General features: G+C 71.2%; 11 protein-coding genes and 1 pseudogene. 4 read left to right on the forward strand and 8 right to left on the reverse strand.

The features are described from left to right. The first annotated feature begins 49 nt into the window (after nucleotides 1-49). Nucleotides 50-676 (forward strand): TetR/AcrR family transcriptional regulator, encoded by a 627-nt coding sequence (locus ACZ7DE_RS17980; protein ID WP_470762250.1) that lies wholly within the window; start codon nucleotides 50-52, stop codon nucleotides 674-676. Nucleotides 677-705: 29 nt separating this feature from the next. On the opposite strand, the gene ACZ7DE_RS17985 is transcribed toward ACZ7DE_RS17980, so the two are convergent. Next, nucleotides 706-1,167, reverse strand: coding sequence for a MaoC family dehydratase (locus ACZ7DE_RS17985; RefSeq protein ID WP_470762252.1), 462 nt, complete (start codon nucleotides 1,165-1,167; stop codon nucleotides 706-708). Nucleotides 1,168-1,298: 131 nt separating this feature from the next. Between ACZ7DE_RS17985 and soxR the strand changes: the two genes are divergently transcribed. Beyond that, entirely contained in the window at nucleotides 1,299-1,784 is a 486-nt protein-coding gene (soxR, locus tag ACZ7DE_RS17990) for a redox-sensitive transcriptional activator SoxR (protein ID WP_470762254.1), read from the forward strand. Nucleotides 1,785-1,814: 30 nt separating this feature from the next. On the opposite strand, the gene ACZ7DE_RS17995 is transcribed toward soxR, so the two are convergent. The 3 genes and pseudogenes from ACZ7DE_RS17995 to ACZ7DE_RS18005 all read right to left on the reverse strand — a co-directional run bounded on the left by ACZ7DE_RS17995 (nucleotide 1,815) and on the right by ACZ7DE_RS18005 (nucleotide 5,395). Continuing rightward, nucleotides 1,815-2,882 carry an RNA ligase (ATP) gene (locus ACZ7DE_RS17995; RefSeq protein ID WP_470762256.1) on the reverse strand — a complete coding sequence of 356 codons (1,068 nt, stop codon included), beginning with the start codon at nucleotides 2,880-2,882 and terminating at the stop codon, nucleotides 1,815-1,817. Nucleotides 2,883-2,979: 97 nt separating this feature from the next. Continuing rightward, a pseudogene (locus ACZ7DE_RS18000) lies at nucleotides 2,980-3,965 on the reverse strand (IS481 family transposase). After that, nucleotides 3,962-5,395 (reverse strand): MFS transporter, encoded by a 1,434-nt coding sequence (locus ACZ7DE_RS18005; RefSeq protein WP_470762257.1) that lies wholly within the window; start codon nucleotides 5,393-5,395, stop codon nucleotides 3,962-3,964. Before ACZ7DE_RS18005 ends, ACZ7DE_RS18000 begins: the two are co-directional and overlap by 4 nt. A 111-nt stretch (nucleotides 5,396-5,506) precedes the next feature. On the opposite strand from ACZ7DE_RS18005, the gene ACZ7DE_RS18010 reads away from it, so the two are divergent. Next, nucleotides 5,507-6,508: an Lrp/AsnC family transcriptional regulator gene (locus ACZ7DE_RS18010; protein WP_470762258.1), complete on the forward strand. Its 1,002-nt coding sequence runs from the start codon at nucleotides 5,507-5,509 to the stop codon at nucleotides 6,506-6,508. A gap of 332 nt (nucleotides 6,509-6,840) precedes the next feature. On the opposite strand, the gene ACZ7DE_RS18015 is transcribed toward ACZ7DE_RS18010, so the two are convergent. Continuing rightward, on the reverse strand, nucleotides 6,841-7,551 hold the full coding sequence (locus tag ACZ7DE_RS18015) for a 3-keto-5-aminohexanoate cleavage protein (protein WP_470762260.1): 711 nt from the start codon (nucleotides 7,549-7,551) through the stop codon (nucleotides 6,841-6,843). A 185-nt stretch (nucleotides 7,552-7,736) separates the two neighbouring features. Further along, nucleotides 7,737-8,339 (reverse strand): hypothetical protein, encoded by a 603-nt coding sequence (locus ACZ7DE_RS18020; RefSeq protein ID WP_470762262.1) that lies wholly within the window; start codon nucleotides 8,337-8,339, stop codon nucleotides 7,737-7,739. Nucleotides 8,340-8,547: 208 nt separating this feature from the next. On the opposite strand from ACZ7DE_RS18020, the gene ACZ7DE_RS18025 reads away from it, so the two are divergent. Then, nucleotides 8,548-11,334 carry a penicillin acylase family protein gene (locus ACZ7DE_RS18025; protein WP_470762264.1) on the forward strand — a complete coding sequence of 929 codons (2,787 nt, stop codon included), beginning with the start codon at nucleotides 8,548-8,550 and terminating at the stop codon, nucleotides 11,332-11,334. Nucleotides 11,335-11,389: 55 nt separating this feature from the next. Here ACZ7DE_RS18025 and ACZ7DE_RS18030 read toward each other — a convergent pair whose 3' ends face one another. Further along, nucleotides 11,390-12,709, reverse strand: coding sequence for a serine-threonine protein kinase (locus ACZ7DE_RS18030; protein WP_470762266.1), 1,320 nt, complete (start codon nucleotides 12,707-12,709; stop codon nucleotides 11,390-11,392). An 83-nt stretch (nucleotides 12,710-12,792) separates the two neighbouring features. Next, nucleotides 12,793-14,025, reverse strand: a complete 1,233-nt coding sequence (locus ACZ7DE_RS18035; RefSeq protein ID WP_470762268.1) for an exo-beta-N-acetylmuramidase NamZ family protein — start codon at nucleotides 14,023-14,025, stop codon at nucleotides 12,793-12,795. Nucleotides 14,026-14,110 lie beyond the last annotated feature (85 nt).

Below are 14,110 nucleotides of genomic sequence, written 5' to 3' on the forward strand. Positions count from 1 at the left end.
ACCTTCGGCGGTATGGTGTAGCTCCTGTACCGAGAGGGGCGAACCAGCGATGAGTACCGCGGAGGAGACGGCCGGCGGCGAGATCGAGCCGTGGGAAGAGGTCACCCCTGACGCGGCCCGGCGACTGCTCGTCGCCGCAGTGGAGGCCTTCGCCGAGCGTGGCTACCACGCGACGACGACCCGCGACATCGCGGGCCGTGCGGGCATGAGCCCGGCCGCCCTCTACATCCACTACAAGACCAAGGAAGAGCTGCTCCACCGCATCAGCCGGATCGGCCACGACCGCGCGCTGGACATCCTGCGCACGGCGGCCCGCGGCGAGGGGGACGCCACCCGGCGCCTCGCCGAGGCCGTGAGCTCCTTCGTGCGCTGGCACGCCGGGCGGCGCACCACGGCACGGGTCGTCCAGTACGAACTGGACGCGCTCGGACCCGCGGCCCGCGCCGAGATCCTCGACCTGCGCCGGCAGGTCGACGCCGAGGTGCGCGGGATCATCGAGGACGGTGTGGCAGACGGCGAGTTCGACGTGCCGGACGTGCACGGCACGACCCTCGCGGTGCTCTCCCTGTGCATCGACGTGGCCCGCTGGTTCAAGGTCGGCGGCCCGCGCACACCCGACGAGGTCGGCGCGCTGTACGCCGACCTCGTGCTGCGGATGGTGGGCGCGGCCAAGTAGCCGCGCCCGGGCCGCGGTCGCCGCCCGGGTCAGAGGTAGTACCGGGACACCGACTCCGCCACGCACACCGGCTTGTCCCCGCCCTCGCGTTCCACGGTGAAGGCGACGGCGACCTGGACGCCGCCGGTGACGTCCTCGACGCCGGTGATCGTCGCGGTGGCCCGCACGCGCGAGCCGACGGGGACGGGGGCAGGGAAACGCACCTTGTTCGTGCCGTAGTTGACGCCCATCGTCACGTTCTCGACCTTGATCAGCTGCGGGCCGAAGAGCGGCAGCAGGGAGAGGGTGAGGTAGCCGTGCGCGATGGTCGTGCCGAAGGGGCCGGCGGCGGCCTTCTCCGGGTCGACGTGGATCCACTGGTGGTCGCCGGTGGCCTCCGCGAACAGGTCGATCCGCTTCTGGTCGACCTCCAGCCAGTCGGTGTACCCCAGCTGCTCGCCCACCGCCGCCTTCAGGTCGTCGGCGGACGTGAAGATCCTCGGCTCTGCCATGTCTGCGGCCCTCTCGCGTCACTAGCTGCCCATGTCACCATGCCATAGGTCTAAGCGACTGCTTAGCATGGTCGCCCGCCGCGGCTATGTCAACGGACCGGCGGTCGAGCGCAGTGGGTAGGGTTCGAGGGGTGCCGCAGATTCCCGAGAAGATCCACGAGCTCACGGTCGGCCAGCTCGCCGCGCGCAGCGGCGCCGCCGTCTCCGCCCTGCACTTCTACGAGTCCAAGGGCCTGATCAGCAGTCGCCGCACACCCGGCAACCAACGCCGTTACCACCGTGACGCGCTGCGCCGCGTCGCCTTCGTCCGCGCGGCGCAGCGGGTCGGCATCCCGCTGGCCACGATCCGCGAGGCCCTCGCCGAGCTCCCCGAGGAACGGACGCCGACCCGGGAGGACTGGGCCCGTCTCTCCCAGGCGTGGCGCGCTGAGCTGGACGAGCGCATCAAGCAGCTCAACCGTCTGCGCGACCACCTCACCGACTGCATCGGCTGCGGCTGTCTGTCCCTGGCGACCTGTGTCCTGTCGAACCCGGACGACGTGTTCGGCGAACGGGCCTCCGGCTCGCGGCTGCTGGTGGAGCAACGGCCCGGCGAGTCTGCGTGCCGGGACCGATGAGGTGCCTCACTCCGGGCTCGATGAGCCGCCTCACTCGTACTCGGTTCCGCCCTTCCGGGTCAGATACGCCCCGCTGACCGCCTTGGCGATGGCCCTGCCCCCGGTCACCGGGCTGTAGCGCTCGACGGCCGGCCGGATCACCACCCCCTCGCGCAGATGCAGCTCGCGTCCGGACACCGTCTCGCGGCCGGTCGCGATCCCCAGGATCCGCTCGCTGTCGAAGGGCCCCTCGAACAGGCGGGGAACCAGGGGAAGTTCGCCTTCCAGCAGCTGTGCGGCGTCCAGCCAGCGGACCGTGCCGTCGATCTCTGCCGAGACGTCGAACACCGCGTACCCGAGGGTGTCGCGCCGTCCGTCCGCGCCGTACGTCAGGTCCTGCACGCCCGCGCCGTACACCTCCGCGAAGACGCCGATCCGGCGGGCGCCGAGCCGCTCGGCGAGACGGGCGGCCGCCTCGGGGACGCCGTGTGCGCGGATCGCCCGCCAGTAAAGGTTGCGCGGATCCTCCGTCAGGGCCAGGGACTTCGCGCCGAAGCCCTTGGAGGAGACGTACACCCGCTCCTCGTCCGCCACGTACGTCAGCAGGCAGGCCGAGCCGTGCAGCTTCTCGGTCACGACGACGGGCTCGCCCGGCTCGAAGATGCCGGGGTAGCGCTGGATGTTCTCGATGTCGACCCACGGCAGCAGATCCGGCGCCACCTCGACATCGCCGCTCATGGTCGGAGGGATCGGCGGGACCCACTTGACGATGCCGAGCCGCTCCGCGAAGTCGGTGCCCTCCTCCGCCGCCCGCGACAGGTCGACGTCGGCCAGCGCCTTCGGGCGGCACACGATCCCCTGCGACAGCTCGCCCCGCAGGCGCACCGCCTTCACCCGGTCCGACGCGCTTCCCGCCAGCCGCCCGGTCAGCCCCAGCTCCTCGACCAGCTCGGCGGGAAGCACCGACTGCTCGGGGATGTACAGGGCGGCCTCACCGGTGCGGTAGGCGCCCTTGGCGACGACGGCCCGGTACAGCCCGACCTGGGCCAGTTCGAGGGCGTCGGCGTTGGGGTGTTCGTGGACGGTCAGCACTTCGGCGGTGACGCGCAGCGTCGACATCAGGGAGCTCCTTCGGGGACTCGGTCGGTCCTCAGACGGGTTTCATCGCCCCCACTGTCCCCGGCGGAAAACGGTGGAGCGACCCGATTAGCGGCTGCTAGCTTTGTGAGGACCGGACGTTGGTGACACCGGTCTTGAGTCGGGACGCTGGGGGTCGGCCGCCCGCCGCGCTGTGTGGGCGGTGGTAGTTGTGGTGAATGTTCCATACGCTGATCGCGGCTGAGCGTTCGTCCTCGTTGGTGAACTCGCGCGCGTAGAGAACCTCTTCGGTCAGGATCCGCTGATAGCGCTCCACTTTTCCGTTACGGCGCGGGGTGTAGGGCTTGGTCCGCTTGTGGCGGGACCGGTTGCCGACGACGCGGGCGAAGTCGCGGAGCGGTAGCAGGCTCCGTTGTCGGTGACGACGCGGTGGATGTGGTTGATGCCGTGTGCGGCGAACCACACCTTGGCACGGGCCAGGAATGCGGCTGCGGTCCTGCCCTTCTCATCATTGAGCGGCTCGGTATAGGCAAGTCGGGAGAGGCCGTCGACTATCGAGTGCAGGTAGACGTAGCCGCGCTTTGCGCCGGCGGTCTTTGCCTGGTCGGAGTCGCGGCCGTGGACGCGCCAGCCGCCGCCGTCAGGGATCCGTCCGACCTTCTTCACGTCCAGGTGCACCATGTGCCCGGGCCGGCGGGCGGTGATCTTGCGCGCTTCTCGGTTGGACTCACCGGAAGGGTCGAGGTTCCGGCGGTGACTGAGCCCATGCCACGCCAGGTGCCGGGTGACGGTACGGCAGTTGATGCTGAACCCGGTCTCGATCAACCCGTGGGTGATCCGTTGGGCGGACCACTTGTGGTCGCGGCGCCAGGTCTCGATCTGAGTGATGACCTCGGGCGGGGTTGCGTTCGGGCTGGTGTGCGGGGCCGAAGACTGGTCCAGCAAGCCGAGCTCGCCCTGCCGCCGCCACCGGTTGACCCACTTCGACGCGCACGCCCGAGAGATCCCCATCTCCGCGGCTACATGCGCGATCGGGCTGGTCCGGCAGCGCTCCACCAAGGGTCGCCTGCCCTGGGCTGTCAGCGGCGCATTGCGGTGTGTCATCGCGCGTTCTCCGTGGGCTGGGACCGCGGCATGCCCGTTGCGGTGAGGGCGAGGAGGAGCACCAGCCCGAGGCAGGCGGCGAAGACGAGAGCGAGCGCCTGGTCCGGGGTGTCGGCGTGGTTCAAGTAGGCCCTGCCGAGGAGTGCGACGCCGAGTGTTCCGCCCAGCTGTTGGACGCTGTTGAGCAGACCGGCGGCCGACCCGGTCTCGTGCGGCTTGACCCGGGAGAGCGCCGTGGTGAAGAACGGCACCGTCAGGAGCCCGCCGCCGAGTCCGGCCACGGCCAGCGAGGTCGGAACCCACAAGGACGGCAGCATGGGTGCGGCCACGCAGGCTGCGACGGTGCCGCCGAGGCAACCGACTGCCAGGATGCCGATGCCGGGGAGCATGAGCGCGGGCCCCACCCTGGGCAGCAGCGCCTGGCCCGCGACCAGCGAAGCGAGGGCGAGCCCGAGGGAGAACGGCAGCACGGTCAGGCTCGCTGTCAGCACCGAGCGGTGCAGACCGTCTTGCACGTAGAGGACAACCGTGAACACCGATCCGGTGGAGACGGCGAAGTACACGGTGCTCGTCGCGAGCGCCGCGGGGAACCCCCGATCGCGAAAGAGGCTGGGTTCGACGACGGGGTCTCGCCCGTTCTTGCTGAGCCGTCGCACATGGGCGATCAGCGCGATGGCTCCGGCGAGTGCCGCGACAGCGGTGAGCGTCTTCAGACGCAGCGACATCGACTCGTTGATCACGGGCACGGTGATCGCGGCGGCGACGGCCGCGCTCAGCAGGACCCCCACCACGTCAAGACCGGGCCTGCGTGCCGCCCGGTCCTCGACCAGGAAGCACGCGCTGGCCAGGACGATGGCTCCGAGGGGCACGTTGACCAGGAAAACGCTGCGCCAGGACAGTCCGGCGAGGTCGGCGTGGGTCAGCACACCGCCGAGCACCGGACCGGCCACCGCAGTCAGGCCCATCACGGGGCCCATCAGGCCCAGGGCCCTGCCGAGTGCCCGACCGTGGAATGACGCCTTGATGAGCCCGATTGTCTGGGGAATGACGAGCCCTGCGAACACGCCCTGGGCACCGCGCGCCAGCAGCAGCACGGCCATACTCGGCGCGGCTGCGCAGGTGACGGACGCGACGAGGAAGCCGAGCATGGCGGCCACGAACACCCGGCGACGTCCGAGGATGTCACCCAGGCGGCCACCGGGGATCAGCGCAATGGCGAAGGGGAGGGCGTAGGCCGCGGCGATCCATTGAATGCTCGATGGTGGTCCACCGAGGCTGTTCCGGATCACCGGCGCGGCGACGGTCGTGATACTCGCATCCAGCAGGTTCATCGCCTCGGCGATCAGAAGCCCGCCCAAAGCGGCCCACCGTCTCCGGGCATCGCGGGCGACGGGAGCCGCTGTGCAACTGATGTCGCTGTCCGTAGTCATGCGCTCAGGGTCGGCGGGATCCGAGCGCTATGGCCTGTCAATCGGTCTGACTTGAGCGGAACTAGCATGGCTGGGCCTGTATCACGCGATGATACTCAAGGAGGCGTGCCCATGGACCGGCTCGACCGTCAGATCCTGCACGCCCTGGGAGTGAATGGGCGGATCGCGTTCCGCCAGCTCGCCGCCATCTTGGACGCGAACGAACATACGGTCTCCCGGCGCTATCGCGCCTTGGTCGACCGCGGCGTCGTCCGCGTGGTAGCCATGCCCTCACCACGAGACGACGACAACGGCCAGCTGTTGAGACTGCACGTCCATCCCGGATCCGGCACGCGCCTGGCCGACGCACTGGTCCGCCGCGACGATGTTTCATGGATCAGAACGGCAGGAGCCGGCGGGGAAATCCTCTGCGGAGTACGCGCCGCTTCCACGCACCAACGCGACCACCTGCTCCTCGAACAGCTCCCCAGGACGGGAAGGGTCACCAAGGTCACGGCGTATGAGGTGCTCCACCACTTCCGCACACCCGGCCATGCCGACTGGGAAGGTTTCCCCGACCAGCTCAATGATGAGCAGCGCAACCGGATCCGCACCGACGAGCCGCGCGAGAACGAACCGCACGAGGGTGCCCCTCAGTTGACAGCCAGGGACCATGCCCTGCTCAAGGCGCTCAGTCAGGACGCGAGACAGTCCTCCACCCGCCTCGCTGCCGCGACAGGACAGGCCGAATCGACGGTACGACGACGCCTCGAAACCCTCCTGGCTTCCGGGGCGATCCGTCTCGACCGGGACCTCGACCCACTCCAGCTGGCCCGCCCCATCGGCGCGACCCTGTACCTGGATGTCAGTCCCGGACACCTCCACGACGCCGGGGCCGCGCTCGCGCAGCACGAGCCAACCACGTTCGTCGCCGCCGTCACCGGGCCGACCAACCTCTACGCGGCGGTCGCCACCACGACCATCCACGACCTGTACACCTACGTACGCTCCACGCTGGCCGACATCGAAGGCGTGCTGCACATTGAAACCACCCTCACTGGCCCGTACCTCAAGCACGCCCGCACCATCAGGACCTCCGACGGCGTCAACAAGGTCCTGCCCCGCAACAGCTAGCGTCGAAGTCCCCGTCGGCGGAGGCCACTTCACCGCTGCGCGCGCCCGCGCCCTCGATGCGCCGACGCGCGCCACGACCGGCCGACCACGACATCACGACCGCGACCCCGTTCCGATCGGGACCGCGAACCCGTGCCGGGACGGCGGCGGCGTGGACGACGACGCCACGGATCGCCACGACCGCGCGAGCGGCCCCGCGGTCGTTCGGCAGTCCGGCAGCCCCGCGGTCCGGCAGCCCCGCAGTCCGGCAGCCCGGCCGGGCGCCCCACAAGGAGCGGGCGCGGCGCCCCGCTACGCGCTCCTCCCGAACGCCGGAAGGTCCGCCCCCGGGCTCATCCGTACTGGGCCGGCACCTGCGCCACCAACTGGGCGTTGGACGCGGCCCGTTCCCCGCCCGGCAGCCACAGGGTGTCCTCCAGGCCCATCCGGGTGGCCAGTCCGAGCCGCCCCGCCAGCCGCAGCACCGGCCATGCGCCCCCGTCCTCGCCGTGCAGCAGGACGGGGCGGCCGAACGCGGGACCGAGCTCGGCCAGGAGAGCGCGGGCGCTCGTCCCGGCGGTGTCCGGGGAGGTGTCCGTCACCTCCGCGAGCACCCGCAGCACCTTCGGGCCGAGCGGTGAGACCGCGAACCGTGCCGCTGCGTCCGTCCCCGACCAGATGCCGGCCTCCACGCCGACGCCCATCTCGACCAGGGCGGCGGCCAGTTCCTCCGCGCCCGGCTCGTGCCAGTTGACCGAGGCGTGGTCGGGCAGCACCGTCCAGGCGCGCACCTGGGCGAGCCGGGAGGCGGGGTCCGGCTCCGCCCAGGCGCCCGTGGTGACGCCGACCGGCACCGCCACCCGCGCCCGTATCGCCTCTAGGGTCGCCGCGACGACCCGCGGCGCCACCGAGTCCCGTCCGCACGGCGTCCTGGGGTGGACATGGATGTCCGTGGCCCCCGCCGCCACGGCCTCGGCCGCGGACTCGGCCAGGGCGTCGGGCGTCAGCGGCACGACCGCGCCGTCCGCCGCCCCGCGTGTTCCGTTCAGACAGACCTGCACCATGCCCCGATGGTGGCACCCGCCACCGACAACGGGCGGAACGGGTGGAACACTCGCGGAGTCCGCGGAGTCCGCGGAGTCCCCGGTAGTCAGCGGTGGCGCAGCGGTGGCGACGGTCGCCAACGGCAGCGCGGGCGGAGCAGGCAGAACAGGGGGTGCGGCATCCCCGGCGCACCCCCGCCGTGCTCTCAGGCCGACACCAGCAGCCGTCCGCGCCTCGCGTACGCCAGGGCCTCGGGCGTGAGGACGGGGCGCGGTACGAGAATCCCGCAGTCCGCACAGACCGGACCCGCCGACGGCTCGTGGTCCAGTTCGTACTTCCAGGGCAGCCGCTCGCCGCCGCACACCGGACAGCTGGAGCCCGGTTCGCGTTCCAGGGCGGCGATCAGCTTGCGCAGCACCTCGGCCAGCGGCTCACGGGGGTGGAGCCGCGGGTCGTCGCACCAGGCGACGCCGAACCCGCCCCAGGTCAGCCGGTGCCAGTCGTCCACGCTGCCGGGCCGGCGCAGTCCGTCGTGCTTCTCCTTCCTGCGACGCTCGGCGAACTCGACCTCGTAGGCCAGCCATACCGCCCGGGCCTCCTCCAGCTCGTCCAACGCGGCCACGAGCCGCGCCGGATCCGGGGAGCGGTCCTCCGGGCCGAACCCGGCCCGGGAGCACAGGTGGTCCCAGGTCGCCCTGTGTCCGTAGGGGGCGAACCGCTCAAGGCACTTGCGCAGTGAGTACCGCCGCAGCGCCAGATCGCACCGCGGGTCTCGCACCTGTCTCGCCAGACTCCGGAAACCGGCCATCGCCTTGCACCTCCGTCACATCTGCACCTGTACTTCGGTCACTTCGGCGTCGTCGTACGGACGTCGTCGAATAGACGTATCGACACGCGATTCGGCTCCATCCGATCTCCGATGACCTCCACAAGCCGAAAACTTGACGCATGTTCATCTTCAATCCCGGGGATACCGGCGGTAACCTTCCGGCCACCCCCGTCGCTAGGAGCAGCCGATGCCACGGCGAACCCCACGCAACACTCTCGACAGACTGAGAACTCCCGGCAGATTCCCCGGGTTCCTGAAGACCGCCTCCGTATGCGCCCTGATCGCCGGTCTTTTGTCGCCACTTTCCCAAGTGGCGGCGGCCGCCGAGGTCACAGCCCCGAACGACTACTGCGGCGGCCAGTGTTCCGACATCCTGCCGCCCGGCGAGAACGGCAACGCCACTCTTGCCCAGATCCTGCTCAATCAGGCCTTCGGGACCCAGCCCGAGCACGCCGAGGACCAACTGGGCCCTTACGCCAACCTCGCCAAGGGCTACCCGACGCTCACCAACGCGACGATCAACACGTTCTTCAACGACGCGTCGTTCGGCGTCGCCTCCGATCAGGTCGCCTCCACCCTGAAACCCGCGGGCCGCAGCGACGTGACGATCGTCCGCGACAAGAAGACGGGCGTCCCGCACATCACCGGCACCACCCGGTACGGCACCGAGTTCGGCGCCGGGTACGCGGCCGCCCAGGACCGGCTGTGGCTCATGGACGTCTTCCGTCATGTCGGTCGTGGCCAGCTCACGGCCTTCGCGGGCGGCGACCCCTCCAACCAGGGTCTCGAGCAGCAGTTCTGGCGCAATGCTCCGTACACCGAGGCGGACCTCCAGGCTCAGATCGACAACGCCGTGGCGAACAACGGCGCACGCGGCCAGCAGGCACTCGCCGATGCCAACGCCTACCTGGCCGGCGTCAACGCCTACATCGACGCATCCGACAGCGGCCGCTACTTCCCCGGTGAATACGTCCTGACCGGCCACAAGGACTCAATCACCAACGCCGGCACCATCGACCACTTCAAGATCACCGACCTGGTGGCGCTGGCCTCGGTCATCGGCGCGCTCTTCGGATCCGGCGGCGGCGGCGAGGTCAACAACGCCCTGTCGCTGCTCGCCGCGCAGGAACAGTACGGCGTACAGCAGGGCACCCAGGTGTGGGAGGCCTTCCGCGAGCGCAACGACCCCGAGGCCGTCCTCACCGTCCACAACGGCGAGAGCTTCCCGTACGCCGGGAAGCCCGCGAACCCGCAGGGCGCGGCGCTCCCCGACGACGGCTCGGTGACCACGCAGCCGCTGGTCCACGACGCCACCGGCACCGGCGGCGACCAGAGCGCCTCCGCCACCGCCGAGGCGGCCACCGCGTCCGCTCTCGGCTCTGCCAGGCGCGGCATGTCCAACGCCCTCGTCGTCAGCGGCAAGGCCACCTCCAGCGGTCACCCGATCGCCGTCTTCGGCCCCCAGACCGGCTACTTCGCGCCCCAGCTGCTCATGCTCCAGGAGATCCAGGGCCCCGGCATCAGCGCCCGCGGCGCCTCCTTCGCGGGTCTGAGCATGTACGTGGAGCTCGGCCGCGGCCAGGACTACGCCTGGAGCGCCACGACCTCCGGCCAGGACATCATCGACACCTACGCGGTCGAACTCTGCCAGGACGACTACCACTACCTGTACCACGGCACCTGCACGGCCATGGACGTGGTGGAGCAGAAGAACGCCTGGAAGCCCACCACCGCCGACGGGACGGCCGCCGGTTCGTACACGATGCGGGTGTACCGCACCAAGTACGGTCCCGTGGAGTACCGCGCGACCGTCGGCGGCAAGAAGGTCGCCTACACGACCCTGCGCTCGTCCTTCATGCACGAGGCCGACTCGATCATCGGCTTCCAGATGCTGAACGACCCGGACTACGTCAAGAGCCCGCAGAGCTTCCAGAGCGCGGTGCAGCACATCAACTACACCTTCAACTGGTTCTACGCCGACTCCACCCGCACCGCCTACTACAACAGCGGCGACAACCCGGTGCGCGCGAGCGGCGTCGACGCCGAGTTCCCGGTGTGGGCGCAGACGGCGTACGAGTGGAAGAACTGGACCCCGGCCACCAACACGGCCGAGTACACCCCGGCCTCGGCGCACCCCAACTCCGTCGACCAGGACTACTACATCTCCTGGAACAACAAGCAGGCCAAGGACTACGCCACGGCCTCCTGGGGCGACGGCTCCGTGCACCGCGGCAACCTGCTCGAGGACCGGGTGAAGAAGCTGGTCGCGGCGGGCGGCGTCACGCGCGCCTCCCTGACGAAGGCGATGGCCGACGCGGCGCTCGCCGACCTGCGCGCCGAGGACGTGCTGCCCGACCTGCTGAAGGTGATCAACAGCTCCACGGTCACCGACTCCACGGCCGCGGCCGCCGTGACCAAGCTCCAGACCTGGCTCACGGCCGGCGGGAAACGCACCGAGACCTCGGCGGGCTCGAAGACGTACGCCGACGCCGACGCGATCCGCATCCTGGACGCCTGGTGGCCGCTGCTGGTGAAGGCCGAGTTCGAACCCGGCCTGGGCGCCGAACTGTTCACCGCGTTCACCGCCAACCTGCCCGTCGACGAGTCCCCGTCGGCCGCCCACGGCCCGACCGGGGCGCACGCCGGAAGCTCCTTCCAGTACGGCTGGTGGAGCTATGTCGACAAGGACGTACGGGCCGTGCTCGGCGAGTCGGTGCAGGGCGGCCTGACGCAGAAGTACTGCGGCGGCGGCACCCTCAGCGGCTGCCGGGATGTCCTGATCAGCACCCTGAAGACGGCGGCCGGCAGGACCGCGGCCCAGGTCTACCCGGGCGACACCCTGTGCGCCGCGGGCAACCAGTGGTGCGCCGACTCGATCGTCCAGCGCACCCTGGGCGGCATCAAGCACGGCAACATCAGCTGGCAGAACCGGCCCACCTTCCAGCAGGTGGTGGAGTTCACCTCGCACCGGTGACCGGGTCGGCCCGGTCGGACGGCGCCCCGCCGGACGACTGAGCAGCGGCGGCGGGTCAGCGGATGCGGCCCGCCGCCAGCACCACCCGCGCCAGTTCGGGGTGCACGATGTCGTTGTGCGCCCCGGCCGGCGCGCCGCCGCGCCGGACCACGGCGGCCGCGTCCACGTTCACACAGCCCGACGCCGGCAGCCCCCCGGCCAGCGCCTCGGCGAGCGTGCACGCGCGCGTGCCCGGCACCGCCTGCACCCCGCCGTGCCCCATCGCACCCCACTTGGCGCCCAGCACACGGCCCACGCCGAACTCCCCGGCCGCCCCGCGCGCGTCGCCCGCCATCCGGGAGGCCAGCGGGTACATCGTGCCGAGCGCCGCGTCGAAGGAGGAGTGACAGCACACCAGGGGACCGTCGATCCGGTTCTGCTGACCCTGCAGCACACCGCCCGCGCGCGTGTCGTGCGGCAGTCGCGACGCGAACGCGTAGTGCGAGAAGGCTCCCTGGAGCAGCGTCACCGACTTCACCGTGCGCACCCCCTCGGGCAGGCCCCGCAGCGCGAACGACACCAGCCGCCCGCCGAAGCTGTGCCCCACCAGATGCACCCGCACGCCGGGCGCCACGGCCGCCAGCCGGCCGACGAACGGGCCGAGTCCGCGCTCGCCGACCGTCCCCGCGCGCCGCTTCATCGCGTAGTACGTCGCCTGCCGCAGCAGCTCGTGCGCCCCGTCCCACGGGTTGGGCAGCGCGAACTCCGCCGCCCCCGAGGCCGGTTCGAGGCCCGCCAGCGCCCGCGCGAACTCCTCGCACGCCGTCGCCGTCGGCCCGGCGAACATCGCCGGTTCGTCCTGCGGCACCCCCTCCGCCAGGGTGTCCGCCGCGAACAGCGCCTGCGGCCCCGGCGGCACCACGTCCACCAGCGACCGCACCAGCCGCCCGAACTCCTCAAGCTCCGCCTCCTCGGGCGGCCGCTGCTCCAGCAGCCGCGCGATCTGGTCGACCACGACGGCCCGGCCGGGGAAGGTCTCCAGGAGGGCATGCCGGGTGTCCGCGTCCAGCGCCGGCCGCCGGGTCGCCGAGGCCGCCACGGACCGCGGGAAGTCGGGGACCGGCTCGTCCGAGAAGCGCATCGAAGGCCACACCACGCCCACGTAACCGATCCTCGCGGCCGGGGCGAGCGCGGGGATCGGCGCGAAGAAGCGGCTGTAGAGCCGGGTCGCGCCGGAGCGGTCGCTGTTCCAGCCGTGCGAGAAGACGATCAGATCCCGCACCCCGCGCCGCCTCGCCCCGGTCAGCAGCCGGTCGCGCCGCCCGCCGTCGACGTCCCCGTCGGCGTCGAAGCACAGCTCCCAGTAGGGAGTCACGCTCATCGCAGGATCCGCCATGACAAGCCCCCTCGTCCCCCGCAGCGGTGCGCCCGGTGCGCGCATCGTCCTGCCGGCGGCGGCGATTGGCCATACGTCACGGCTCATCCGTACAGAAGACAGTCCCGTCGCGTGCGCCGGAACGCCGCCAGCTCCCGCGTCCACCCCGCGACCACGTCCTCGACGCCGGCCCCCGCGTCGATCTGTGTGCGCAGCCGCGCCGAACCGGTCAGCCGGTCGATCCAGTGGTCCGGGCGCCAGGCGAAGCCGCTCCACACCCGTCGGGCGCTCACCAGGAGCGCCACGCCGGTGCGCACGGGGTCGTAGGCGTCCCGGTCGTGCACATGGATCTGCATCCCGCCGACGGTCCTGCCCTGGAACTTGGAGAAGGCGGGCGCGAACCAGGCCTCCCTGAACCGCACGCCCGGCAGCCCGAGTTCGTTCGCCGCGGCCGCCCACCGCCCGTCGATCCCCTCCGCGCCGAGCAGCTCGAAGGGCCGGGTGGTGCCCCGCCCCTCCGACAGGTTCGTCCCCTCGAAGAGACAGGTCCCGGAGTACACCAGGGCCGTGTCGGCCGTCGGCATGTTGGGGCTCGGCGGCACCCACGGCAGCCCGCAGTCGTCGAACCAGTCCGTCCGCCGCCACCCGCTCATCGGCACGACGTCCGGCGCCACCGCGGAGTCCAGGAACTCCCGGTCGAACAGCAGCGCCAGCTCCGCCACCGTCATCCCGTGCGCCTGCGCGATCGGCTGCCGGCCGACGAAGCTCGCGAACTCCCGCCGCAGGACGGGCCCCCGGGCCGCCCGCCCGGTCACCGGGTTCGGCCGGTCCAGCACCACGAACCGCTTCCCGGCCAGCCGGGCGGCCGCCATGCAGTCGTACAGCGTCCAGATGTACGTGTAGAAGCGGGCCCCCACGTCCTGGACGTCGAAGACGACCGTGTCGACGCCGGAGTCGGTGAAGACGTCGGCGAGCGCCTGTCCGCTCTTGAGGTAGGTGTCGTGGACGGGCAGGCCGGTCGCCGGGTCGTCGTGCCGGCCCTCGGACCCACCGGCCTGCGCGGTGCCCCGGAAGCCGTGCTCGGGGCCGAACACGGCGACCAGGTCCACCCGCTCGTCCGCGTGCATGACGTCGACGATGTGGCGGGCGTCCCGGGTGACGCCGGTGGGGTTGGTGACGACGCCCACCCGCTCGCCGGCGAGGAGGGCGTAGCCGTCGGAGGCGAGGCGCTCGAAGCCGGTCCGCAGCGGGCGCCGCCCGGGCTCGGCCGGCGCCGGCGCGGCCGGGACCGCCAGCACGGCCGGGGTCGCGAGCAGGGTCCGTCTCGACACCGTCATGCCCGGGAACGCTAGCGCGGGACCGTGTGACAGGGTACGAACCGAACCGGCCGTCAATCCGGAGCAACCCTTCCGCCACAACATA

Source organism: Streptomyces sp. NPDC037083 (assembly GCF_055606485.1).

Bases quoted from the DNA above. Each gene is read 5' to 3' on its own strand.
- ACZ7DE_RS17980 (WP_470762250.1), top strand. From the start codon at position 50: ATGAGTACCGCGGAGGAGACGGCCGGCGGCGAGATCGAGCCGTGGGAA.
- ACZ7DE_RS17985 (WP_470762252.1), bottom strand. From the start codon at position 1,167: ATGGCAGAGCCGAGGATCTTCACGTCCGCCGACGACCTGAAGGCGGCG.
- ACZ7DE_RS17995 (WP_470762256.1), bottom strand. From the start codon at position 2,882: ATGTCGACGCTGCGCGTCACCGCCGAAGTGCTGACCGTCCACGAACAC.
- ACZ7DE_RS18005 (WP_470762257.1), bottom strand. From the start codon at position 5,395: ATGACTACGGACAGCGACATCAGTTGCACAGCGGCTCCCGTCGCCCGC.
- ACZ7DE_RS18010 (WP_470762258.1), top strand. From the start codon at position 5,507: ATGGACCGGCTCGACCGTCAGATCCTGCACGCCCTGGGAGTGAATGGG.
- ACZ7DE_RS18015 (WP_470762260.1), bottom strand. From the start codon at position 7,551: ATGGTGCAGGTCTGTCTGAACGGAACACGCGGGGCGGCGGACGGCGCG.
- ACZ7DE_RS18020 (WP_470762262.1), bottom strand. From the start codon at position 8,339: ATGGCCGGTTTCCGGAGTCTGGCGAGACAGGTGCGAGACCCGCGGTGC.
- ACZ7DE_RS18025 (WP_470762264.1), top strand. From the start codon at position 8,548: ATGCCACGGCGAACCCCACGCAACACTCTCGACAGACTGAGAACTCCC.
- ACZ7DE_RS18030 (WP_470762266.1), bottom strand. From the start codon at position 12,709: ATGGCGGATCCTGCGATGAGCGTGACTCCCTACTGGGAGCTGTGCTTC.
- ACZ7DE_RS18035 (WP_470762268.1), bottom strand. From the start codon at position 14,025: ATGACGGTGTCGAGACGGACCCTGCTCGCGACCCCGGCCGTGCTGGCG.